We start from the raw sequence: 22,660 nt of genomic DNA on the forward strand, positions 1-22,660 counted from the left end.
GGGCTCACGCGTAGACCCTGCGGGCGTTCCCGGCGCCGATCAGGTCACTGACCCGGTCGGCGTCGGAGCCCTGCCACAGGCCGCGCTCCACCCAGCCGCCGAGCACCTCGGCGACCGCCTCGCGGAACAGCCGCGCCCCGACGAGATACAGCTCGGGCAACCCGTACGCGTCCGTCGAGAACAGCAGCTTCCCGAACGGCGCCAGTTCGAGGAACTCCGCGAGCACCGCAGCCGCCCGCGCTCCCGTGTGGCCGAGCGTGAGCCCCAGGTCCGCGTACACGTGCGGATAGACCTGCGCCAGACAGCCCGCGTGGCGGTGATACGGATAGCAGTGCAGCAGCACGAGTGTGCACCCTGTCGGCCGTACCGCCTCGACGAACTCCGTGAGCAGCAGCGGATCGGCGCGGTGCAGGCGCAGATCGGGGTCGCCGAAGCCGGTGTGCAGCTGGAGCGGGCGGCCGGTGCGGGCCGCCGACCACAGCAGATGCCGCAGCAGTACCGGGTCGGTGAGGCGGGCGCCGCCGGTCGGCAGCCAGCGGTGGAGAGCGTCCTCGACAGCTCGGCGCCCGGGTGGCTCGGGTGGCAGGTGGAGGCCGTGGCGGTAGGCGGCGACGGACTTGAAGCCGACCGCGGTGCGGGCGGCTTCTGCGATCCGGCGGTCGAGGGCGGCCAGGAACGCGTCGGGGTCCTCGGCTTCGGCGGCGGTGCGTTCGGCGAGGTGTTCCAGGCGCACGATCTCGTACGCCTTCGCTCCCGAGAGCTCGGCCAGTTCCTGCGGGGTCGTGAGGTCGCCGGGCAGGCCGGTGTCGACGTAGAACTCCGCGATGCCGGCGGCCCTCAGGAGCCGCCGTGCCGATTCGCGCGCGCCGAGTTCGGCGCGGCGTGCGAGGTAGGTGTCCGGGTCGCAGTGCGGTGCGAGGTCCAGTACGGGTGGGCACAACCGCCGTACGGCGAAGCCGAGTTGCGTGTCGAAGAAGCTGGTGCCGGGCGGGGCGGGGTCGGGGGACTCGGTGAGGAAGGACTCGAACGCGGCGCGGGTCAGGTCCTCGCGTACGAGGCCGTGGCAGTGGTGGTCGACGAGGGGTGGGTGGCCGGTGGGCCAGGGGCGGCCGGCGGGGTCGGGCATCAGTAGCGGTCCCTGGTCGCCTCGGCGAGCTGCTGCGGGGGCATGCCGTCGAAGAGCTCGACCTCCGCCGTACGGACGGCGATCACCGCGTCGAAGAGCGCTTCCCCGAGGGCCTCGCGCAGCACCGCGGAGGACGAGAAGGCCTTCACGGCCTCGGTCAGCGAGGTGGGCAGCCGGTCCTTGTCCTGGCGTACCGGATCGCCGGACACCGGTGCGGGCAGCGCGAGCCGGGCGTCGAGTCCGGCGAGGCCGGCCGCGATCACGCCGCCCGCCACCAGGTAGGGATTCGCCGCCGGGTCGAAACACTTCACCTCGGCGTTCGCGGACTGCGGGTCGTCGGGCCCGCCCGCGATGAAACGCAGCGCGGCCTCGCGGTTCTCCGGGCCCCAGCAGCGGTACGCGCCCGCCCAACGGGAAGGCCTGAGCCGCAGATAGCTCGCGGGGGAGGGAGCACCGATGGCCAGGAGCGCGGGCAGGGCGTACAGGACGCCCGACAGGAAGGCCTCGCATTGCGGGGTCATGCCGAACGGGCCGTCGCCGCCCCCGCAGAGATTGCGGCCGTCGCGCCACAGGCTCAGGTGCAGATGGCGGCCGTTGCCGACGGAGTCCGCGTCGACGGCGGGCCCGAAGCTCGCGGTGAGCCCGTGTTTCAGGGACGCGGCGCGGATCGTCTCGCGTACGAGCACGGCCTCGTCCGCCGCTCCCACCGGATCCGCCGGTGCCAGGGACACCTCGAACTGGCCCTGGGAGTACTCGGGATGGAGCTGCAGCACGTCGAGTCCCTGGGCGCGCAGGGCCGTGTGGACGTCGTCGAGGTACCCGGACAGTTCCACGACGCGCGCCATGCCGTACGCGGGGCCCGTGCAGGCGTACGTGTCGCCGCGCGAGACCACCCACTCCGTCTCGTACCCCATGCGCAGCTCGATGCCCTGCTCGGCGGCCCGTCGCGCCATCCGCCGGACGAAGAGCCGCTGGCAGGCCTCGTACGGGCGGCCGTCCTGGTGGTGGCGGTCGACCGGAGCCCAGGCCCAACCGGGCTGTCCCGCAAGGACGGTGAGACGGTCGAGGTCGGGCTTGAGGCGCAGATCGCCGTCGGGGCCGCCGATGTGCCGGCTGGTGGTGACCGAGTCGTCGACCAAGTAGACGTCGAAGACCGGCGACATGCCGACGCCGCGCTCGGCGACCTCGCGGAGCCGGGCCAGGGGCACGGTCTTCACACGGGTGATGCCGGCGACGTCGACCCAGGTCAGGGCGACGGCGTGGACGCCTGCCCGCTCGAGGTCCGGACCGGGTGCGGTCTCGTCGCCGAAGGGCTCGGAGAACGCGCCGTGTCGGCCGGCCCCGCCGTAGTCGCCCCGGTCGTCCATGCCGGACTCGTCGTTGAGCGCGTCCGCGAGGCGCCGTCCCTCGCCCGCCCCGCCCCGCAGCGGAATTTCGGGCGTGGACCTGGCCCCTTCACCGTCGCGGTCCTCGAAGCCGCCGCCCCACCTGCTCATGCCGCCTCCCCGTTCAGCGCCGCAGCGCGAGCACCGCGTCCACGGTGTCCGCCTCCGCGGCCGTCTTGTCCTCCCGGTAGCGCACCACCCGGGCGAAGCGCAGCGTCACGCCCTCCGGATAGCGCGTCGAACGCTGTACGCCGTCGAAGGCCACCTCGACCACCAGCTCGGGCCGTACCTTCACCGCCCAGCCGTCGTCCTCGACCGCCAGCTCCTGGAGCCGCTCGGTCTGCCAGGCGAGCACCGCGTCGGTCAGCCCCTTGAAGGTCTTGCCCAGCATCGCGAACGAACCGTCCGCCCGCCGCGCCCCCAGATGCAGATTCGACAGCTTCCCGGTGCGCCGCCCGTGCCCCCACTCCGCGGCGAGCACCACCAGATCCAGAGTGTGCACGGGCTTGACCTTCACCCAGGACGCCCCGCGCCTGCCCGCGCTGTACGGCGCGTCCAGACCCTTGACGACCACGCCCTCGTGCCCGCGTACGAGGGTCGCGTCCGCGAACTCCCGCGCGCCTTGCCGCAGTTGTCCGTCGTCGGGGTCGGTCACCTCGTACCGCCGTACGCGCCGTGGCTCGGGCGAGATGCGGGCCAGCTCGGCATGGCGTTCGCGGGCCGGCAGATCGAGCAGGTCGCGGCCGTCGACGCTCAGCAGGTCGAAGAACACGGGGAAGAGGGGCAACTCGGCCTGGGCGCCCGGGATGTCGAGCTTGGAGCCCACGCGCCCCGCGATGTCCTGGAACGGCATCGGGCGCCCCTCGGGGTCGAGCGCGATCACCTCGCCGTCCAGGACGGCCCGCGTCGCGGTCAACTCCTGCGCCGCCGCGACAACTTCGGGCAGCCGGGCGGTGATCTCGTCGAGCGTACGGGTGAACACCCGCACGCTGTCGCCGTCGCGATGCACCTGCACCCGGATGCCGTCCAGCTTCTCCTCCACCGCGCAGGCGCCCACCATGTCGATGGCCTCGTCCACGTCCTTCGCGGTCTTGGCCAGCATCGGCAGGACCGGGCGGCCCACATCGAGCCGGAAGGCGTCGAGCGCGGCCACGCCGTCCGCGATCAGCGCCTGCGCGACCGTGTCCAGGCGGCCCGCGAGCATCACGGCCCGGCGGACGGCCGCGGGCTCGGCGCCGTAGGCGGCGGCGAGGCCGTCCACGGCCAGGGCGTCGAGGGCGCCCTGGCGCAGCTCGCCGCCGATCAGGCCGAACAGGAAGTGCTGCTCGTCCCCGGTGGCGGCGGCGAGGAGCCCGTGCAGGAGCCGCTTGCGCTCGGCCTGCGCGCCCTTGCCCGCCACGGCTGCGATGCGGTCGAAGGTGTCGTGCACGCCCTGCACGGTGAGGGTCGCGGTCTCGGCGGGCTCCTGCTTCTCCCGGAACGCCGTCCAGCCCACATTGATCTTCCGCTGCGGCAGCCGCCCCGCGAGATACGAGACGACCAGCGGCGCCTCCTCGGGCGCCATCCGCCCGAACAGGTCGGCGAGCAGCGCGGTCTTCTCCTTGCGTGCGGCGGTGGCGGCGATCTCCCGTGAGGTCCTGGCCACATCGGCGAACAGCATGTCTTCATCGTGGACCAGTGAGGCGCGGGACGCAGGCGTTCCGTGGGGCGGGCTGAGCTCCTGGCGGCATCGGCCCCGGTCCCGGGGCGGTTCCCGGCCGCTTCCGACCGGCGGGCAGGCCGTGCTCGTGGCAGCATCGGCGGCATGCGCCACCTGCACCTCGTACGCGTTCTCGTGGGGGCGCTGTGTGCGCTGCTCCTCGTGGGTTGCTCCGGAGGCCGGGGCGGGGGCCCGAGCGCGGACCCCTCGGCATCCGCCGCTGCCTCCACCTCCCCGCCTGTGTCCACCCCTGCCTGGGCCAAGGGCTTCGTCACCGTCACCGAGGCGTCCCTGCCGGCCGAGGCGCGGCAGACGCTGCGTCTGATCGATGCCGGCGGGCCCTTCCCGTACGAGAAGGACGGTTCGACCTTCGGGAACTACGAGCGGGTCCTGCCGCGGCAGAAACGGGGCTACTACCGCGAGTACACGGTCCGCACACCCCGTGAGCGCGACCGCGGAGCCCGCCGTATCGTGACCGGCCGGGGCGGGGAGTTCTTCTATACGGACGATCACTACGACACGTTCAAGGCGGTCCTGCGATGACACGCGGTGCCAAGGCAACCGGCGGCGGATTCGGCGAGCCGGAACGCGAGGAGCCCTCCGGCGGCGGTGGCGGATTCGGCGAGCCGGAACGCGAGGAGCCCTCCGGCGGCGGTGGCGGGTTCGGCGAGCCGGAACGCGAGGGGCCCTCCGGCGGCGGTCCCGCGGGCTGTCCGCCCGGGCAGTGGGCCGGCCGTCCCGAACCCCTGGCCGCGCTCGTCGAGTCGGCCCGCGGCTCCGCGCTCCCGCTCCATGTCCTCGACCTGTCCGAGGTCACGGACAAGTCCGCCTTCCTGGCCGTCTGCGCCCGGGCGCTCGCCTTTCCTTCGTGGTTCGGCCACAACTGGGACGCCCTGGCCGACTGTCTGAGCGATCTCGCCCCGGGCACCGTCGTGGTGCTCTCGGACTGGAGCGCGTACGCGCAGGCGCGGCCCGGCGAATGGGAGACCGCGCGGGAGATCTTCGCCGAAGCCGTGCCCCTGACGGCGCTGCTCACGTTGGAGTGAGACGGGTGCGGGCCCGTGAAGCCCTACGCTTCCCGGGACGACCGCACTCCGAGGAGCGATCACGTGCCCGACCACGTCCCTGCCTATCCGTACTCCGAAGCATCGAGCCCCGACCAGGCGCCGAAGACCCACGAGCTGCTCAAGCCCGTCCTTTGGCTGCTCGGCACCTGGCGCGGCCGCGGCCGCGGGACCTATCCCACGCTCGCCGACGACTTCACGTACGCGCAGGAAGTGACGTTCTCGCACGACGGGCGGCCCTTCCTGCGGTACGAGGCGAAGGCCTGGCTCATCGACGGGCAGGACGGACCGCTGCGGCCCGCCGCGCGCGAGAGCGGCTGGTGGCGGGTGCAGCCCGAGGGGCGGGTCGAGGCGCTGATCACGCAGCCCACCGGCATCGTGGAGGTCATGGTCGGTGACGTGGGCGAAGGGCTTGCCGAGCTCGCCTCGCACACCGTGGCGCTGACGCCCACGGCCAAGGATGTGACCGCGACCCGCCGCCGTTACACGCTCACCGAAGGCGCGACCCTGGACTTCGTCCATGACCTTGCGGCGGTCGGGCAGCCGCTGCAGCATCACCTCGGGGCGCGGCTGGGCCGTGTGGCCTGAGACGCGGCGACGTGCGCGGCGCTGACGGGAGATGTGCGCGGCGCTGACGGGAGATGTGCGCGGTACTGATGGGTGACGTGCGCGGTACTGACAACTGACGGACCGTCAGTTACGGTCGGGCGCATGTTCTTCTCGCTGGGGCTTCCGACGCACAGGGTGGACGCGGGCGCCGATCTGATCGGCGCCGACGCGGTCATGGAGATGGCGCGCGCGGCGGAGGCCGCGGGCTTCGACGCTGTCTTCGTGACCGATCACCCCTTCCCCGGCGACAGTTGGCTCGCGCACGGCGGGCATCACACCCTGGACCCGATGGTCACGCTGTCGTTCGCGGCCGCCGCGACCTCCCGGCTGCGCCTGCACACCAACCTGTTCGTGCCCGCGTACCGCAATCCCTTCGTCTCGGCGAAGACCGTCTCCACCCTGGACGCCCTGTCCGGCGGCCGCGTGATCCTGGGGGTGGGCGCGGGCTATCTGGAGCCCGAATTCGCCGCCCTGGGCGCGGACTTCGCCGAGCGCAACGACCGGCTCGACGAGGCGCTGCGCGCCATGCGCGCCGCGTGGACCGGGGAGTCGGTGACCTTCGACGGCTCCGGGTACACGGCGGCGGGCAACACCATGCTGCCGAAGCCCGCACAGGAGCGGATACCGGTCTGGATCGGCGGCAACAGCAGGCGGGCGATCCGCCGCGTCGTCGACCTCGGCGACGGCTGGCTCCCGATGCCGGCCCCGGCCAAGGCATCCAAGGCTTTGCGCACGCCCGGCATCGAGAATCTCGACGATCTGCGGGGGCGGCTGGACTACTTGCGCGAGTACGCCGAGTCCGTGGGCCGTACCGATCCGGTCGACGTCACGTTCATGCCGCGGGGGCTGAGCATGTTCTCGGCGGGCGGGCTGGATGCCGACGCGCTCGTCGAGGATCTGGCCGAGCAGGCGGCGGCCGGGGTCACGGGGGTGACGATCGCGCTGCCGGCGGGGAACCGCGCGGAGTTCCTCGCGCAGGCCGCGCTCTTCGGCGAGCGCGTCATCCCGTACGTCGAGTAGCGCGCGCTCGACTCTCCTGGATCCGTACGCATCGCTGAGGCGCCGACGGTCTCCAAGCGCTCCCGCCGGGGCTCATCGACCGGTGGCGTCCGCTCCTCGTCGTCGTGGTGCCGGTGGCCGTCGGCTGGGCCTGGGGAGCCTTCGCGGTGCCGGGCGACCCGTCCCGCGGGGAGAGCGATGTGCGCACTCCCCAGGCCCTCGCCCATGACCGGATCGGCCGGCTGCTCAAGCACTGAGCACGCGGGCGGCCGGGCGTCCTCGTATGCCGGTATGCCCCGAGGAAATCCGGCTGCAGCCGGAACCTGTGCGGCCGTACGGTCCCTGTAGTCGTTCATTCGATTGACTGCAGACGAAAATGGGGGCGCCATGAGCAGCCGACTCTTCTCCATCTCCTTCGACGCGCAGGACCCCGAGCGCCTGGCGGAGTTCTGGGCCGGCACCCTCGGCCTCGGACGGGCCGAGGAGGTGCCCGCGTACGGCGGCGTCACCCTCCTCTCCGGGAACGACGCCGGGTACCGCATCGGCTTCCGTCACTCGGCCGCGCGGAAGACCGACCAGAACCGGCTCCACTTCGACCTGACCAGCTCCTCCGCGCAGGACCAGGAGGAGACCGTGGCCAGGGCGCTCGGGCTCGGCGCGCAGCGCATCGACATCGGGCAGGGGCCGGACGCGGCGCATGCGGTGCTCGCCGACCCCGAGGGCAACGAGTTCTGTGTCATCGAGCCCGGCAACAACTTCCTTGCGGGCTGCGGCCGTATCGGCGCGCTCGCCTGTGACGGTTCGCAGGCCGTCGGCTACTTCTGGAGCGAGACGCTGGCCTGGCCGCTGGTCTGGGACCAGGACGAGGAGACCGCGATCCAGTCGCCCGACGGCGGTACGAAGATCACCTGGGGCGGCCCGCCGCGTATGCCCGACCCGGGCCGTGAGCCGCACCTCGACCTCGTGGCGGACGGCGACCAGGAGGCGGAGGTGGAGCGCCTGATCGGCCTGGGGGCGAAGCGGCTCGGCGCCACGGACGGCGTGGTCCTCATGACGGACCCCGACGGCAATGAGTTCCGGGTGCTCGCCCTTCACTGACGTACGCAGGCGGCGCGACCGGCCCGATGCCTCGGGCCGGCCATCGCCGGACCGTCTCCTGACTCACCCCGTTCCGCAGAACGGCTTCTTGCCCGCGGCCGACTCGATGCGGCGAGCAGCAGGCGCTGGAACTCCTGTGCGCCGGGGTAACTGCCGTCGGTCGAGAAGGACTTGGCGTCGTGGCCGAGGGTCGTCAGCCATGCGCGGCCGCCGTCGTAGTAGTGGCACCAGGCGACGGGGTGGTTCGCGCCGTGGCCGGGGTGGCGGTAGTTGCCCCGTACGCCTTCCGTCAGGCTGGATTCGTCGACGCGGGCGAGGACGCGGACCCGGCTCGGTGCCGGCACGAGGTTGTACCACTCGTCGGTGAACGTCCAGGTCCGTGGCAGGCCCCGGGTGGAGGCGTCGCTGCGGTCGGCCGTGACGACCGTGCCCGGCGTGTTCGGTCCGTGGTCGTAGAAGTTCGCGCCGCCCAACAGGCCCTCGTGCCAAGGCCAGTTGTACTCCGTGCCGAAGGCGTTGTGGGCGCTGACGAAGCCGCCTCCGCCGCGTACGTACTGGCGCAGCGAGGTCTGTGCCGCTTGGTCCAATCGGCGTCGGCCTTCGGGGCCCGCGGTCAGTCCCTGGTCGACGGACCCGTCACCACGGCCACGTACAGCCCGTGCCGCAGCCTGCGCATCCGCTCCACCCTGCCGCGCTGCACCGGCCCCTGGAACAAGGGCAGCGCCCGCATCGTGCTCCTCAACGAGACCCACGACCAGAACACCACCTACCAGTGGGCGGCCGTGCGGATGCAGAAGCTGCTCGGCGCCCGCTCCCGTCTGGTCCCCGTCGACGGCTTCGGGCACGGTGTGCCCACCTGGTGAGCCTCCAGGTACGCATCAAACCGCATATTTCACCCAAACGGCCCGCATCCGCAGGCGTCCGCGGCGGTGCCATGGCAGCGGATTCCTGCCAGCCCCGGCCCTGGCGCGGATCGTGCCACTGGCAGATCCTACGAACGCCCGCGGTGACCCCTGGACGATCCGCCCGGGCAGCGCAATCCCGTGGGCATGGGAGAATGAAGTACGTGCGTTTTGCCTCGGCACACCTGCTCGAGGTCCCCTCCGATCGACTGGGATGTTCTGCACGTGCGTTTCCTCAATGCAAAGACGGCGCAGCGCCTAGCACGCTAGTAGCCGGAGTGCAAACATGCAGGTCAAGGCCGAGGTCCCGCCCGATGGGTGGGACCTCGCTGCGTTGCCGTGCTGGCTTCGTGCTGACCTGTCGGCACCCGTGATCACCTCTGGGAACCCGTACCGTGCTGGGTTGGTGCTGGGGCCCTCTGGCGACGGCTGAGTGATTAGCTTCCGCGTGGCCCTCACTCCATCTTCACGAGCCGGAAGCCCCGCGCGGAAACATTTGTCCCCTCGCTCGGCGTTAGTGATCTCCGAGCCGAGGAGGGGAAGTTGTCGGGTCTGAAGCTTTTTCACACGACGAATAGCGGCGTGACCGAGGTCACGCCGCATCTGGCTGCTGTCGAGGCGGATGTACAGGATCTCGTCGAGGCGCACATGGAGGCGATGCTGGGCGTCACGTTCCTCGCGAGCGAGTACGTGATCGACTGCGTCGACGGCGGGCGTATCGATTCGCTGGGGCTCGACGAGAACGGTGCGCCCGTGATCGTGGAGTACAAGCGCGGCACGGATGCCGGGGTCATCAACCAGGGACTCTTCTATATGGCCTGGCTGATGAGCCACAAGGACACCTTCCGGAGTCTGGTCCGTGACCGGCTCGGGGGGACGGCCGCGTCTCAGATCCTGTGGAGCGCACCTCGGCTGATCTGCGTGGCCGGCGACTTCACCCGCTACGACGCGCACGCCGTGCGGGAGCACCGGCGCTCTATCGACTTGGTCCGCTACCGGTACTTCGGCAGCGACCACTTCGGCCTTGAGACCGTGGCCTCGGTCGCCGGGCACTCGGTAGAGACCAAGCGCGTACGCCGCCGCGCGCCCGGGGCACAGCCGGTTCGGCGGCAGGGCGGTGCGATGGCAGAGCTGGCGGCAGCGGTCGACGAGGTTCTCGTCGGGCTGGGCGACGGAGTCACCCGGGTACAGCGAAAGCAGTACCGCGCCTATCAGCGGCTGCGGAACTTCGCCTGTCTCATCCCGTCCCAGCAGACCAAGGTGCTGGTCTACCTGAAAGCGGATCCGACGACGGTGGACCTCGTGCCGGACTTCACCCGGGACGTGACCGGGCTCGGCCACCATGGCACGGGAGACCTGGAGGTTCAGCTGCGCAGCGAGCGGGACCTGGAGCGCGCCCAGGACCTGTTCCGGCTGAGCTACGCCGCAGCGTGACGGAGTAGGAACCGGCACTGCGTGACGCGTGGCGGTGAAGTGGTGGATCGTTGCTGTGCTGCCTTTCCACGGACGGTCAGGAAGTGGCGGTGGATCTACCAGGATGCGGCGGATCCCCGGTTTCGGTAACCGGGGATCCGCCGCTATATTGCCCCGCTTGCGTTGGGGAACTACCGGTGCCGAGCGCGGTCGTTGTGCCACCCGGACCGCGCGAATTCCCTGATGGTGCTGCGGTACGCAGCACCAGAGAGGGGCCGTTGCCGCGCTGGCCGACGTGCAGCGGCGATTGACCGCAGACGGGTTCGTAATCCACCCCAGTGCGTTGGAGAGCGTCGTGCCGTGGTGGTGCTGCAGCAGGTGACTGCCGAGACGGCCTTCAGTAGGCCGGTGCACAGCGGCAGTGTGTTGGCCCCCGTGATGGTGCTGTGTCGATAGACGCAGAGACGGAGGGCGAGGCAACCGCATAGACCAGCCCGACCACAAACCCGTGATGGTGCTGCGGTGATAGACCGAGATGACGCGAGGGAAGCGAGCACTAGCGGCGCGATACAGACTCCGTGATGGTGCTGCGGTGGGCACCGCAGAGACGGATATCGTCGTGCATTGGAATGCCGTCCTTGATGGTGCTGCAGGAGGTGACCGCGGGTGGCTCCAGGGCCATGCGGCCCGCCGCGACGATCACGGTGCTGCGGTGGGTAGCCGCGGAGATGGGACGCGCGTGATGCCCTCATCGCGCTGATCCTGATGCCGTGATGAGGCTGCGGCATGTGGCTGCCACAGAGACGGTCACCGACACGCTGCTGAACAAGGTGCTGCGTACGGCGCCGTGGTAGTGCTGCGGCGATTGGCCGCAGAGACGGTGCCAGCGCTGGAAGTCACCGTGCGCCGCTCGAAAACGCCGTGACGGTGCTGCGGCGGGTGGCCGCAGAAACGGTGGGCCGGGCTCCGTCCGAGATCGACTGGTCTGCGCTGCCGTGATGGTGCTGCGGCGGGTGGCCGCAGAGACGGGACTTGAGAAGGTCGATGATCCGGGTCTTGGCCCAGCCGTGGTGGTGCTGCGGGTGACCGCAGAGGCGGCTGGCTACGCGAGAACGATGGTGCCCGCGCGTACGTGCCGTGATGGTGCTGCGGCGGGTGGTCGCAGAGACGGGGGACGACGGCAGTAGCTGGGCCGGCATGCACTGGGACCCGTGATGGTGCTGCGGCAGGTGACCGCAGAGACGGCGTGCGCTGGCCGCGCGGGCGGTTCTGCTCTTCGTACCCGTGATGGTGCTGCGACGGGTGGCCACAGAGACGGGCCAGGCGATCAGCGACGTGTGCGGCACCTACGAGCCGTGATGGTGCTGCGGCAGGTGACTGCAGAGACGGACGAGGCGGAGCGCAGGCGTGTTCATGAACAGCGTGCCGTGATGGTGCTGCGGGTAGCCGCAGAGACGGGCTCGAACTTGCGGGCGGTGCGCTCGGCTTGCTCCGCGCCGTGGTGGTGCTGCGGCGGGTAGCTGCAGAGACGGGCGGTTCAGGCGGGTGTTGTCGTTCCACCCGCGCGTGCCGTGGTGGTGCTGCGGCGGGTAACTGCAGAGACGGCGGCGAGCCGTGCCAGCAGAGCCGCCCTGCTCTGGACGCCGTGGTGGTGCTGCGGCGGGCGACCGCAGAGACGTTCGCGGACTTGGCGAGGTAGTCAGCGATCTCTTCGCCGTGATGGTGCTGCGGTAACTGACCGCAGAGACGACGGCCGCGAGAGCACTCGTCTGATCGCTGCGCTGGAGCCGTGATGGTGCTGTGACGGATGGCCGCAGAGCCGGCCGTGGCGAACCGATACAGGAGTATAGGCAGGTCAACGCCGTGATTGTGCTGCGGCAGGTGCCCGCAGAGACGGCCCCGCGGTAGGACGCCGCGTCGCGCTCCAGGCGCGTGCCGTGATGGTGCTGCGGTAGGTGACCGCAGAGATGGGTGATGCTTCCGAGGAATGGTGGAGCGAGCACAAGGAGCAGTGATGGTGCTGCGACGGGTGGCCGCAGAGACGGCATGGGCCTGGGCCCTGTTGAACGGCAAGGCGGTGGAGCCGTGGTGGTGCTGCGGCAGGTGACCGCAGAGACGGGTGCGGCGTGTTCCGGTGCGGCCGCGGTGGGTTCGGGCGCCGTGGTGGTGCTGCGGTAGGTGACCGCAGAGACGGAGGTCGATGGTTGTCGGCCATTTCGTTGGCGGCATAGCCGTGATGGGGCTGCGGAGAGTGACCGCAGAGACGGGCTGTGCCCGACGCGTCCGGGCTGGCTGCAGTCGGTGACGCCGTGGTGGTGCTGCGACCGGTGGCCGCAGAGACGGCTCACGGCGTTTGGCGATGTTGCGTTCCACGTAGTCGCCGTGATGATGCTGTGGCAAGTAGCCACAGAGACGGCGCTGTTCGCGGGCCTGGACATCGACCCGCGCACCAAGCCGTGGTGGTGCTGCGGCGGGTGACCGCCGACAAGCGTAAAGCCGGGTGGTCTGCTGACGCTCCCGCATCCGTGACGCCGGCAGCTGTGATGGTGCTGTGGTGTGTGACCACAGAGACGGTCGGTCACGGGGCCCGTGATGTGGTCGACGGCGCTGCCGTGATGGTGCTGCGGTTGGTGACCGCAGAGACGGGGTCGCCAAGTCGGGCCCGTGCCTTGGCCTCTTGCGCGCCGTGGTGGTGCTGCGGCAGGTGGCCGCAGAGACGGCTCGGAGCCTGGCGCGACGTCGAGGATGATGATGTCGCCGTGGTGGTGCTGCGGCGGATGGCCGCAGAGACGGCGGGCCGTCCTCGGTCATCAGCATCGGCAGAGCGCTGCCGTGGTGGTGCTGCGGCGGGTAGCCGCAGAGACGGCGCTGACGTACCAGCTGGGTGATGACCATCTGCAGGCCGTGATGGTGCTGCGGAGGATGACCGCAGAGACGGCCTACGCGTCGTCGGGTCACAGAGGAGGTTCCGGCGCTGTGATGGTGCTGCGGCATATGACCGCAGAGACGGGGTGAGATCCGGTTGAGGAGGTCGGACGCGGCGACGCCGTGGTGGTGCCGCGACGGGCAGCCGCAGAGACGGCTGGCCAGGGCCTGAGACCGATCCCAACTCCCACACAGCAGTGGTGGTGCTGCGGCGAGTAGCCGCAGAGACGGTCGTGGTCGTCGCGCTCGGGTTCGGGGGCCTCGCTGCCGTGGTGGTGGTGCTGCGGCGGCGACCGCAGAGACGGCTCCTCATCGAACAGGGACTGCTGGATGGCCTTGTCGCCGTGGTGGTGCTGTGGCTGGCGACCGCAGATACGGTGCGGAACGTCGGACACATGGTGGATGACTGTGACCCTGTGATGGAGCTGCGAAATGGATTCGCAGAGGAGTGATCGGACGCTCGCGGACCTTGTAGTCGCCGCGCGGTCCGTGATGGTGCTGCGGCAGGTGACCGCAGAGACGGGCCGGCCCCGGCCGCCAAGGCCCGGTGGACGTGTGAGCCGTGATGGTGCTGCGGCAGGAGACCGCAGAGACGGCCATGTCGGAGATCGACCACGACATCGACATGTAGGCGCCGTGATGGTGCTGCGGCAGGTGACCGCAGAGACGGAGTGCATGAGCAGCGGCGATAACAGAGGGTGCGGATTGGGATGGGGTTGACGGCGCGCAGGTAAGGGGCATTTGGGGCATTCAGCTTCGGTGCGGGTGGGGTTGGGAGCGTTCGCTGGAGGTTCCGAGGTGATGTCTGGCTCTCTTCAGGGGTGGATGCGTCGGCCGGGTTGGAGGGGGCCGTCGGCTTGGGGGAGGCGGGTGCGTGGTGCGGTGTAGATGGCTGTGACGCCGAGGTTGGTGAGCTTGGTGAGGTCGGGGCTGGGGGTGCGAACGAGGGGGTGTTCAAGGAGCGCGGTGATGCCAGTTGTGGTGAGTGGTGGGGACCATGTGGGCCAGGTGAGGGCGCCGTTGGTGGTAACGCGGTCCCAGCTGGTGGTCTGGGAGTGGGTGCTGTCGCCGGTGAGGCGGAAGGTGGCGAAGCCGTGGAGGGCGAGCCAGGTGGCGCCGGGGACTCCTTGTTGGGTGGCTTTGCCTGTGCTGACCATGTGGGCGTCGCCGGTGGAGTGGTGGTCGAGGTTGGCGCCGGCGTAGCCGTCGACGCGTCGCCAGGCGGTGAGGGCGTCGAGGAGGCGGGTCTCGCCGCGGCGGCATTCGTGGGCTGCTTTGGCCCAGTTGTTGGCGAGGGTCATCTGCCCGCCGCGGCCGAAGAGGGGTGTGCTGGTGGTGTACAGGTCGGCTGGCTGGCCGGGCGCGGTACGCGGCTTGGCGGTCTTATTGTCCTTGGGGCCGATGCTGAGCTGGTTGACGAGGGCGGTGAACCAGCGTGCGGCGGGTGCGCGGTGCTCGCGCTCAGCGGCGGCGTGAGCGCGCAGACGGTCCAGGGCTAGGTCGATCGGCATCCGCAGGGCGTCGCTGAACGGGCCGCTGCGGGGGAGCGACAAGATGCCGGGCGCCAGCGCAAGGGGCTCTTCGGCGGGCTTGTCGGGGAGTTGGTCGCGCAGGATGGCGGCGAGCGCGGCGTGGGTGAGGGGCTGGCTGGTGTGCAGGACGGCGGGTGCGGCGGGGCCGCGCCAGGAGAGCCGGGCTGGCTCTTCGAGGACGGGCTCGGTGAGGTGGAGGATGCCGAGCGCGGCGAGGAAGCCGAGGGGGGAGTCGCTGAGGAGGGCGGGGAGTTCGAGTTCGTGGCGTGGCATGAGGGTTAGCTGCCTTCCTCGGAGCAGGCCATGTCGGCGAGGCGCACGACGGCTTCCAGCAGGGCGAGGCCCCAGGGGCCGTAGTGGCGGTTGAGGGTGTGGAAACGGTCGGGGCCGGTCCAGTCGGTGCCCATGGCGGCGCTGTTGACGGTGACGGTCTGCTGGTCGGGCATGGTGCAGGTGACGTCGATGGGGTCGGGGTCGGTGACGGGCGGCAGCAGGGGGCGGGCGTGGCCGTGATGGGAGGCCACGAGGTGGACGATGAGGTCTTTGTCCAGGCCGCGGGTGTGTTCGGGGTTAGTGGCGAGCCATTGCTGGACGGCGGCGGAGCTGAGGGCTTCGTGGCGCAGCTCCGGTTCCCAGTTGGCCATGTGGGCCGCACGGCGGCGACCGGTGTGGTCAGAGGGGTCCATACCGGACTTGGCCAGGGGTTCGTCGAGGGACTCGGCGAGCAGCCGGTCGCCGGCGCACAGCATGCATTGGAAGCGGGGGTGGTGTTTGCCGCAGTCGTGGGCGTATGCGCCGGTGTCTACGGCGGCTACCAAGTCTGCGGGCAGGCCGAGGCGTTGGGCGAAGTCGGCGGCGCGTGCGGCGACGGCTTTGCTGTGCTGGGCCAGGGGGACTGGGCGGGTGAGTGAGCTGCCGTCGGCGCTGTCGTCGCCGACGCCCGCGGTCCGTTCGGCGCGGGTGGGTTCGGGGCGGGCGGGGACAAGGATCAAGCGGGCGGGCTGGCTGGCGTCCCAGATTGCGTGTCCGGTTTGGCTGGAGCGGCCGTTGGGGGTGATGTCCCAGGTGGTGACGGATTGGAGTGTGGTGAGGCGCTGGCGCAGCAGGTCTGTGTACTGCCCGATCTCTCGATCGCCGGAGGGCGGTAGGGGCAGGAGGTGTAGCAGGCGTGCGAGGAGCTGGCTGACGATGTCGGTCGGGGTCTCGTCGTCCTTGCCGGCCTGCAGGCGCGCGGTTGCGCTGGTGATCACTGCCTCGGTGGCGCGGAGGGTCTCTTCGTCGAAACCGCCGAGCAGGGCCAGGAGTTGGGCTTCAAGGCGCGTGGGGGCGCTGTCGGTGGTGCGGGGCGGGAAGTCACCGAGGTCGACGACCGGGTTGCCGGGGGCTCCGGTCCAGCCGTATGCGTCGTGGCCGCTGTATTCGGCGGGCAGGACGATCGTGCTGCCGGGGCGGATGTCGTGCGGTTCGGTGGCCGGGACCCACTGGTTGTCCTGCATGTCGAGGCGCAGGACCGGGGCCATGCTCGGGCGCTTCTGCTTGGCCGGGACTGTGTTGTCGAGGGGTGCGCCTTCGAGGTCGCTGGTGGCATCGGCGGCGGTCGGCTGGGTGAGGTAGCGGCGCAGCTGAGCCGCGGGGATGGCGACGGTTTCCCCGGGGTGCGGGGGGACCTGGGCCATGCGGGCGGCCCACTCATCCCAGTCCGGGTTCCCCTCACGCAGGGGCAGGTCGCCGCGCCACAGCACTTGGACATCTTCGGGGGCGGTGTTGATGCCGTGCAGGAAGGGTGCGGCGGGCTGGTCGGGTACGGGGGCGGGGCTGGTGCGTGTCCAGGAATCCAGCAGCGTCTGGTGCAGTACGGGAATTCGCGGGGCGGGCATGTTCAGCGCCCTGATATCGGCGCCGTGCAGGAGTGCGGGCAAGGTCGTGGGGTTGACGAGGAGGCCCTGCTCCAGGCCGCCGCGGACATCTGCGGCGCCGACTGTGCCCGCGTCGACAACGGGGGTGTGCTCGGCGAGCCACTGCCAGGTGGCGTGGGCGGCCTCCCCGTAGACCGGGATGTCCTGCGGCTCTTGGACGCCGGCACGGATGACGATGGCGGGGGCCCAGTCGAAGGCGCCGGTGCGGTCCAGTCGGCCCAGGCGCTGTACCAGTGCGGCGCAGGCAGCGTTCTCGCTGACGAGCCCCGCGAACGAGAGGTCGACGCCGACCTCTACCGTCTGGGTCGCAACGACTACCAGGGGCCGCTCCCGGTCGGGGCTCACGCCGGAGAACAGCTCACGCATCAGGCCGCTGTCCAGGAGCCGGTCACGGTCGGTGGCGCGGCTGCGTCCGGTCAGCAGCAGCACGTCCATGTCCGTGCGATGGGACAGGCGTTGGAACAGGGCGCGGGCGTTTCGGATGGTGTTGGCGACCACGCCGATCACGGGACGCGCAACGAGCGGCAGCATGGTGTCCACGGCTTGCTCGGCGGCCTGAGCGAAGGAGGCGGTTGCGTCCTTGCCGAGGGGGCGGGCATCCCAGAGCGTCAGGCGGCGCTGGGCGTTCAGGCGCCGGCCCGCGACGGGGTGCTGGCGGTCGGCTTCGCTGATGGAGTGCCGCGGCCGGGAAGGGTCGGCGCAGGCGGTCGCTGTCAGGCTGACGACCTGGACGCCACGGTGGGCGAACTGCCTGTGGGAGGCGGTGCGCTGGTAGGCGGAGCAGTCGATCGCCGTGGTCAGCAGGGGTAGGGCAATGTGTGCCTCGTCCACGGCCAGCAGTGCGTCCATGCCGCACAGGGCCGCATCGATGGGACGCATCCGAGGGCTGGTGTGGTAGCCGCGGAACAGCAGGCGGCTGCCGTACTGGTCGACGGTTGAGGTGATGACGGCGGGCTGGGCGGGCGAGCGCAGCCAGCGCGAGGCCCAGTCCACTCCGCCGCGCATCCGCACGGCCTCCAGGGCGGTGGCTTCTCCGCTCAGGGCACGGAGGGCCTGTGCGACGCGGCCCGCGACGGAGTCGGCCGGGGCGGTGTCCAGGGCGTGCTGCACGGTGCGGGCATGCTCGTGTGCCTGGTCGACGACGAGGCGGCGGTCGACGACGAAGAACAGACGCAACGGCACGGTCCGCTCGCGCCCGTTGGCTGCCTGCCAGGCCAGTAGGAACAGCCAGATGTCGATGAGGCTGGTCTTGCCCAGCCCGGTCGGTATGTCCAGGTCCGGCCAACAGTCCTCGGCCGCAGCCTGGTTGAGGTAGGCCGTCTGCCAGGGGAACGGGCGGTGGCCGTGGACGGCTTCGACGAAGTCGGGGAAGTCCTTGAGTGCGAGGGTCATGCGCCTGCCTCCCACGGGTCGATGGGCAGACAAAGGCCCAGGCCGAAGTTCTTCTTGCTGCCGAGCACCACTGGACCGGCTACGGGCGTGTCGAAGGTCAGGCGTACATGGCGGACCGGCAGGGGCCGCTCGTTGCTCTTGCGGCGCAGAGCACGCTGCGCCAGCTCCGGCGCCCCCGGCAAGAAGGCACCGGTGGGCAGCACTTCGATATCGACGGGGTCTGGCAGACCGGCCAGACGGCAGCCGGTGGCCACCGCACCCTCGATGTCGCGGCGGCGGGGAAACAGATCGAGGACCATCGGCAAGGCCGTCGTCCACCGACGCGAGGGGCGCGTCCACCGCTCGGGCCGTACCGACTTGAGGGAATCAAGTTCAGTATCACCGGCGCGGACATACGCAAGGCGGATCGGCTTGGCGACATCGCGGACGGCCAGTTCACTGAGACCGCCATCGAGACGGAGCAGCACTGCCAGCAGCGCACGCCGATGGGCTGGCTCCAAGTCGCCCGGCAGCGCAACCGCGACACCGCGCAGACGCCCGTCGGCGTGCTTGTGCCCCACGAACGGCAGTCCGAGATACGCACACAGGCGCCGGTCGTCGTCCGCGTCCTTATGCCCGTGGACCGCGACCATCGTCTCGACGTCGTGTCCCATCTGTTCCAGGCGGTCCATCACCGTCTGCCGCAGGGCGCTGGTCACCGACAACGTCAGTCCCGGGTCCAGCGAGAACTGCGCGGGAAAGGCGAAGGAGACCAGGTCCGTGAAGGGGCTTGCTGCGGGTTCTTCGACAGCGTCCGGCTCACGAGCAGCACGCGGCGCGTATGGGAAGGGACGGTCCTGCTGCCAGGCCGACTCGCCGTGCTCATAGGCGACGCGAAGGCGCCGCAGGTACCCGGGATACGGGGCCCGCAGCGAGCGCACCGCACGGGCGGGCGCCGATTCGTTGGCGGGCTGCCAGATCTCCCACTCGTCATCGTCGATGTCTGTAAGGGGCTGGTCGACGATGCCGGCGTGCACGAGGGCGTGTCCGCTGGCCCGCCCGAAGTACGGCACCGACTTGGCCAGTACCTCCAGCACCGCGAGCACGCCCAGCGACGGCTCCGTGGACCACTCGAACTCCACCAGGGGATGTGCGAGCGTGCGCTGGGGCCATACCTTCGGCTTGCCCCCGCTGGTACGGCCGGGCAGCACCGCATGCCCCGGCTTCGCGGCTGGCGCATTGGTCGCCACCCATGCCGTACGTGGGCTCTCGGCCTCCAGGCTCTTCGCCGGCACGCGAACTGACGGCAGGGGCTGCTGCTCCAGCCACTCGAGCGCGGCGTCCTGGACCGGGTCGTCGGGGTCGGCCACCGACACCAGCGCGCAGAAGATCCGGGAAGGGTGCGGAGGCCACTCGGCCTGACTGCGATCCAGCGTGGATGCCTGGTACGAGGCATCCAACAGGTCGACGGCTATTCGAAATGGCACGCCGTCACTCGCTCTCGGCCTCGCCGATGCCGGCGATCACGTAGGACTTGTCGATGGCCTGCTGCAGGCTTGCATTCGGGTGCACGACGAGGGGCGAGGCCGCCCACTCCACCCCGGCCTTGTGGGCCCGCTCCACCGCGATCCGGAACAGCTCGACCGCCTCGCGGGGCGTGGAGAGCTCGAAGGGCTCGGTCACGGGGCGCCCGTTGGAGCCCCGCTGAACCCACTCGACGCGCTCCGAGATCATCAGCAGGTCGCAGCCCGACCGCAGCCGCAGCGCGGGAGAGGCGAACGCGAGCCGGTCGCCCAGCAGCGCGATGGAGGCCACCAACGCACGGGCCGCCTCGGCGTACTCCTCGTCGGCCGATCCGAATCGCAACATCGACAGCTGCGCCAGGCTGATCGTGGCACTGCGCTGCACCGAGGTGACGGACACCCCGCCCAGTCCTTCGGACGGCGGGATCATGCCGTGCCCCAGCTCGGACATGCGGGCCGTCTTCGCGCCCTTCTTCGGCTTGCCGCCGGCAGGCGGAGCCCAGCCCGACTCAGTCAACTCCACCGTGTCGCCCGCTAGGTTGAGCCGGTCCACGCGACCCGCGGCCCGTACCCCGACCAGGGGAGCGACACCGACCATCTCGGACGTGTAGGTGCGGGGGATCTTCACCTGGATCCGCCGCTTACGGTGCGAATCCCACACTCCATAGGCCAGATCACTGGGAACCAGACGCAGATAGGCGCTGACATCGCGTGCACTGGCATCACGCAGAGCCGCGCCGGCCTCGGTGTCGTCGAACTTGGTCCCCGAGCTGTCCACCGAATCGCGGAAGTACGCATCCCGGGACCGGTGCGGCGCATCCAGGCTCGTCATCCGCACCGGCATGCCTTCAGACTCGGTGGCCATCTCCAGGTGGGGGATGAACACCTCCCCGCCGCGTACCGCGTCCAGCAGAGCCGCCTCGCACCTGTTGGCCTGCGACTGGCGCTGGTCCAGCAGCACGACCTTCGTCTCTTCCCCGTCCACGTATCGCGGCTCAACCAGATATCCGGCGGCATCCGTCGCCTTCACCTTGACCGTCGGCGGAAACAGCGGCGTACCGATGCCGCCCAGCGGTTCGTAGTCAGATACGACGCGTATAGCACCGTCCGCGGACCGCAGGCTCGCAGCTGCCAGCAACCGCTCGTAGACGTCCTTCACAACAGGCCCTTCGTTTCTCGGCAATGACGTGCCACGCCGCCGAAACCAAGGAAAACTGCAGGTCAGCGGGGCGAGGCAGACGCCATGGAAGCAGCCGGACGCCTATGGCTCAAATCGGCTGATGTGGCCAAAATGATGCTCTGTCAGTGACGGTCGCTAAGGTGCCCACGCTCAGGCACCGGGGCCTAGGTGTGGGCGCTGCATGCCGAAGGCTCGGGGCTGGCTGGGACGACGTGGGATCGCCTGGCGAGGCACAGAATCGCCGGGATGGCGGCCACCCCAGACCCTGCTCGCTCCGGCTTGTGAACTGAGTTGGGCTTTAAGGCGTGTTGGTGGCATTCGCGCCATACCGAGACTCCACTGGCCGGAAGGCAGGGCCGACGTGGCGGAGATGCACTTGCCGCAACTCCTCTTCTCCGGGGCCACAGATTGCCTCTCGGGTCCGGCGATGGCACCTGCGCCGCCTCGTGAAGGGCTGCCTTGTGAGATGTCCCACCCGGAGCCGATGCTGCAATTCTTCTGTGCAGCGCGAGTCGCGGCGAGGCGAGCAGTTGACTGGCTCAGCGGGGCCGAGTTGAGGAGGATGTCTGGGTCTGGCCCGGGAGCGACGGCACCGGAGGCGGGGCAGCCAGCCGGGCAGGCCGAGACGCCGTGGTGCTCACCTGGCGATGTCCCAGCCCTTCGGCGAGTTCGCAGGCAACGTCGTACAGGACAGCCGAGGGGGTGCGTGCAGAGAGATGGAGTGTCCAGGTGGGCTGGTGTGCGGTGTTGCCGCCCCAGATGGTCCATGTCGGCAGAGGGCTATCGGGCCTCATGCCTGCGGCGCCCGCGTCGAACTGCACGCCGACCGGCTCTTTGCCGGGTGGTTCCCAACTAACCCGGCGACCGTCGACGGTGTGTTTCCAGTTGGCGTCGGTGAGCGGGAGCAGTGCATGGGTCATTGTGCTCTCGAAGACGCCGGTAACAGGTCCGGCGCTCCATGCTGACTGGGATGCGAGGGCGTCGAGCAGTGTGGCCACGACTTGAACCGGGGTGCAGGCCGTGGCCGTGGCGTGCCAGAGGCGGTCGCTGACCGGGCTCTCGTATGCGGCGATCGTCCACTGGGTGTCGTCGGCTTCGGCTTCGTGGACGAACTCGGCGCGCAGGACGAGGGATTCGTGGACAGCGTGGGTGGTTTCGTCGGACCAGGTGCGCCACTTCTCCCACTCTGGATGTGACTCGAGAAAGTCCTTCAGGAGTCCTTCGTGGTTGCCGGTGTCGGCCGCAGGCACCTCGACGGGCTCGGCCGTGGCCAGGCGCGGTTGGGTGTTGGCCGTACCGGGCGCCGGCGCGGTTCGTGCCTGCTGCACAGCACGTTCAATGTTGGTGGCCGGGGCGGGGCCGGGGCGTACGGCGTTGCCGTAGAGGCGCTCGAACTCGGCGATGGCCGCGGTGGGGCTGTCGTATCGGAGTGCTTCCACGCGCAGGTGGTTCTCGCCGTGGAGGTGGATGCTCGGGCCGTCGCGGTACGTGCCGACGGCGACGATGTTCTGGCTGTCGTGGGCGTGGGCGTGGATGATCAGGCGGCCGTGACGGATGGCGTCATAGATGTGCTGGGCGTCGTTGGAGACCTCGCGGATCTCCTCGCGCGAGCACCAGGGCATGGGGTAGTTGGCCCAGGTCCATTCGGTGTCGATCTCTTCGCGAAGCTGGGGCGTGATGTCCACGGTGACGCCCTCGGCGCGCAGGGCGCGTGCGGCCAGTTCGGCGTAGTGCGCCTCCTCGCGGTCGATGCGGGCCATGACCATCGTCGTGTCGTCGAGGGGCTCGAAGCCGTGGACGGCGAGCAGGGCTCGCACGGTGTGGGTGGGGGTGCCTGTGATGGTGGCGGTGACGGCGCCGGGGCGGCCGTCGAGCAGGTCGAGGCGGAGGTGCAAGTCTGCTTCGGGGTGCGGCAATC

At 70.3% G+C, this 22,660-nt stretch carries 18 protein-coding genes; 9 read left to right on the plus strand and 9 right to left on the minus strand.

Annotation, left to right across the window (positions count from 1 at the left end):
• Positions 1–4: 4 nt before the first annotated feature.
• Genes H9Y04_RS24400 through H9Y04_RS24410 form a run of 3 tightly spaced genes read right to left on the minus strand, consistent with a single transcriptional unit; the run spans position 5 to position 4,171 of the window.
• Positions 5–1,126: an amidohydrolase family protein gene (locus H9Y04_RS24400; protein ID WP_187816125.1), complete on the minus strand. Its 1,122-nt coding sequence runs from the start codon at positions 1,124–1,126 to the stop codon at positions 5–7.
• Entirely contained in the window at positions 1,126–2,622 is a 1,497-nt protein-coding gene (locus H9Y04_RS24405; RefSeq protein ID WP_236071274.1) for a glutamine synthetase family protein, read from the minus strand. Before H9Y04_RS24405 ends, H9Y04_RS24400 begins: the two co-directional genes overlap by 1 nt.
• A gap of 13 nt (positions 2,623–2,635) precedes the next feature.
• Entirely contained in the window at positions 2,636–4,171 is a 1,536-nt protein-coding gene (locus tag H9Y04_RS24410) for an ATP-dependent DNA ligase (RefSeq protein ID WP_187816126.1), read from the minus strand.
• A 144-nt stretch (positions 4,172–4,315) separates the two neighbouring features.
• On the opposite strand from H9Y04_RS24410, the gene H9Y04_RS24415 reads away from it, so the two are divergent.
• The 6 genes from H9Y04_RS24415 to H9Y04_RS24435 all read left to right on the plus strand — a co-directional run bounded on the left by H9Y04_RS24415 (position 4,316) and on the right by H9Y04_RS24435 (position 7,980).
• Complete coding sequence (locus H9Y04_RS24415; protein ID WP_187816127.1) at positions 4,316–4,753, plus strand: guanyl-specific ribonuclease; 438 nt, start codon at positions 4,316–4,318, stop codon at positions 4,751–4,753.
• The gene (locus H9Y04_RS24420; protein ID WP_187816128.1) at positions 4,750–5,256 is read left to right on the plus strand and encodes a barstar family protein; all 507 of its coding nucleotides are present in this window, start codon (positions 4,750–4,752) and stop codon (positions 5,254–5,256) included. Before H9Y04_RS24415 ends, H9Y04_RS24420 begins: the two co-directional genes overlap by 4 nt.
• A 63-nt stretch (positions 5,257–5,319) precedes the next feature.
• Positions 5,320–5,862: a nitrobindin family protein gene (locus H9Y04_RS24425; protein ID WP_187816129.1), complete on the plus strand. Its 543-nt coding sequence runs from the start codon at positions 5,320–5,322 to the stop codon at positions 5,860–5,862.
• Positions 5,863–5,985: 123 nt separating this feature from the next.
• Positions 5,986–6,903: an LLM class F420-dependent oxidoreductase gene (locus tag H9Y04_RS24430; protein ID WP_187816130.1), complete on the plus strand. Its 918-nt coding sequence runs from the start codon at positions 5,986–5,988 to the stop codon at positions 6,901–6,903.
• A gap of 104 nt (positions 6,904–7,007) precedes the next feature.
• Positions 7,008–7,139: a hypothetical protein gene (locus H9Y04_RS47545; protein WP_268980502.1), complete on the plus strand. Its 132-nt coding sequence runs from the start codon at positions 7,008–7,010 to the stop codon at positions 7,137–7,139.
• Between the two features lie 130 nt (positions 7,140–7,269).
• Positions 7,270–7,980, plus strand: coding sequence for a VOC family protein (locus H9Y04_RS24435; RefSeq protein WP_187816131.1), 711 nt, complete (start codon positions 7,270–7,272; stop codon positions 7,978–7,980).
• On the opposite strand, the gene H9Y04_RS24440 is transcribed toward H9Y04_RS24435, so the two are convergent.
• Positions 7,974–8,567 (minus strand): ThuA domain-containing protein, encoded by a 594-nt coding sequence (locus tag H9Y04_RS24440; RefSeq protein ID WP_214661497.1) that lies wholly within the window; start codon positions 8,565–8,567, stop codon positions 7,974–7,976. The genes H9Y04_RS24435 and H9Y04_RS24440 overlap by 7 nt on opposite strands.
• Between H9Y04_RS24440 and H9Y04_RS46220 the strand changes: the two genes are divergently transcribed.
• From H9Y04_RS46220 to H9Y04_RS24450, 3 genes are all read left to right on the plus strand, one after another.
• A complete protein-coding gene (locus H9Y04_RS46220; RefSeq protein ID WP_214661498.1) occupies positions 8,559–8,843 on the plus strand; it encodes an alpha/beta hydrolase in 285 nt (94 codons plus the stop codon). The genes H9Y04_RS24440 and H9Y04_RS46220 overlap by 9 nt on opposite strands.
• A 582-nt stretch (positions 8,844–9,425) precedes the next feature.
• The gene (locus tag H9Y04_RS24445; RefSeq protein ID WP_187816132.1) at positions 9,426–10,316 is read left to right on the plus strand and encodes a DUF5655 domain-containing protein; all 891 of its coding nucleotides are present in this window, start codon (positions 9,426–9,428) and stop codon (positions 10,314–10,316) included.
• Between the two features lie 3,104 nt (positions 10,317–13,420).
• On the plus strand, positions 13,421–13,672 hold the full coding sequence (locus tag H9Y04_RS24450) for a hypothetical protein (protein WP_187816133.1): 252 nt from the start codon (positions 13,421–13,423) through the stop codon (positions 13,670–13,672).
• Positions 13,673–14,035: 363 nt separating this feature from the next.
• Here H9Y04_RS24450 and H9Y04_RS24455 read toward each other — a convergent pair whose 3' ends face one another.
• The 5 genes from H9Y04_RS24455 to H9Y04_RS24475 all read right to left on the minus strand — a co-directional run bounded on the left by H9Y04_RS24455 (position 14,036) and on the right by H9Y04_RS24475 (position 22,637).
• The gene (locus tag H9Y04_RS24455) at positions 14,036–15,025 is read right to left on the minus strand and encodes a type I-G CRISPR-associated protein, Cas3-extension family (RefSeq protein WP_187816134.1); all 990 of its coding nucleotides are present in this window, start codon (positions 15,023–15,025) and stop codon (positions 14,036–14,038) included.
• Positions 15,026–15,030: 5 nt separating this feature from the next.
• Positions 15,031–18,060 carry a type I-G CRISPR-associated helicase/endonuclease Cas3g gene (cas3g, locus tag H9Y04_RS24460; protein WP_187816135.1) on the minus strand — a complete coding sequence of 1,010 codons (3,030 nt, stop codon included), beginning with the start codon at positions 18,058–18,060 and terminating at the stop codon, positions 15,031–15,033.
• Positions 18,057–19,526 (minus strand): type I-G CRISPR-associated protein Csb2, encoded by a 1,470-nt coding sequence (csb2, locus tag H9Y04_RS24465; protein WP_187816136.1) that lies wholly within the window; start codon positions 19,524–19,526, stop codon positions 18,057–18,059. Before csb2 ends, cas3g begins: the two co-directional genes overlap by 4 nt.
• A 4-nt stretch (positions 19,527–19,530) precedes the next feature.
• A complete protein-coding gene (gene cas7g / locus H9Y04_RS24470) occupies positions 19,531–20,721 on the minus strand; it encodes a type I-G CRISPR-associated RAMP protein Csb1/Cas7g (RefSeq protein WP_187816137.1) in 1,191 nt (396 codons plus the stop codon).
• A gap of 560 nt (positions 20,722–21,281) precedes the next feature.
• Positions 21,282–22,637, minus strand: coding sequence for an SPDY domain-containing protein (locus tag H9Y04_RS24475; protein ID WP_187816138.1), 1,356 nt, complete (start codon positions 22,635–22,637; stop codon positions 21,282–21,284).
• Between the last annotated feature and the right edge of the window lie 23 nt (positions 22,638–22,660).

The organism is Streptomyces polyasparticus (assembly GCF_014493765.1).
In the GTDB taxonomy this organism is placed as follows: Bacteria; Actinomycetota; Actinomycetes; order Streptomycetales; family Streptomycetaceae; genus Streptomyces; species Streptomyces polyasparticus.

Excerpts from the sequence above, each read along its gene's own strand:
- H9Y04_RS24400 (WP_187816125.1), bottom strand. The coding sequence starts at position 1,126 with ATGCCCGACCCCGCCGGCCGCCCCTGGCCCACCGGCCACCCACCCCTC.
- H9Y04_RS24405 (WP_236071274.1), bottom strand. The coding sequence starts at position 2,622 with ATGAGCAGGTGGGGCGGCGGCTTCGAGGACCGCGACGGTGAAGGGGCC.
- H9Y04_RS24410 (WP_187816126.1), bottom strand. The coding sequence starts at position 4,171 with ATGCTGTTCGCCGATGTGGCCAGGACCTCACGGGAGATCGCCGCCACC.
- H9Y04_RS24415 (WP_187816127.1), top strand. The coding sequence starts at position 4,316 with ATGCGCCACCTGCACCTCGTACGCGTTCTCGTGGGGGCGCTGTGTGCG.
- H9Y04_RS24420 (WP_187816128.1), top strand. The coding sequence starts at position 4,750 with ATGACACGCGGTGCCAAGGCAACCGGCGGCGGATTCGGCGAGCCGGAA.
- H9Y04_RS24430 (WP_187816130.1), top strand. The coding sequence starts at position 5,986 with ATGTTCTTCTCGCTGGGGCTTCCGACGCACAGGGTGGACGCGGGCGCC.
- H9Y04_RS24435 (WP_187816131.1), top strand. The coding sequence starts at position 7,270 with ATGAGCAGCCGACTCTTCTCCATCTCCTTCGACGCGCAGGACCCCGAG.
- H9Y04_RS24455 (WP_187816134.1), bottom strand. The coding sequence starts at position 15,025 with ATGCCACGCCACGAACTCGAACTCCCCGCCCTCCTCAGCGACTCCCCC.
- cas3g (WP_187816135.1), bottom strand. The coding sequence starts at position 18,060 with ATGACCCTCGCACTCAAGGACTTCCCCGACTTCGTCGAAGCCGTCCAC.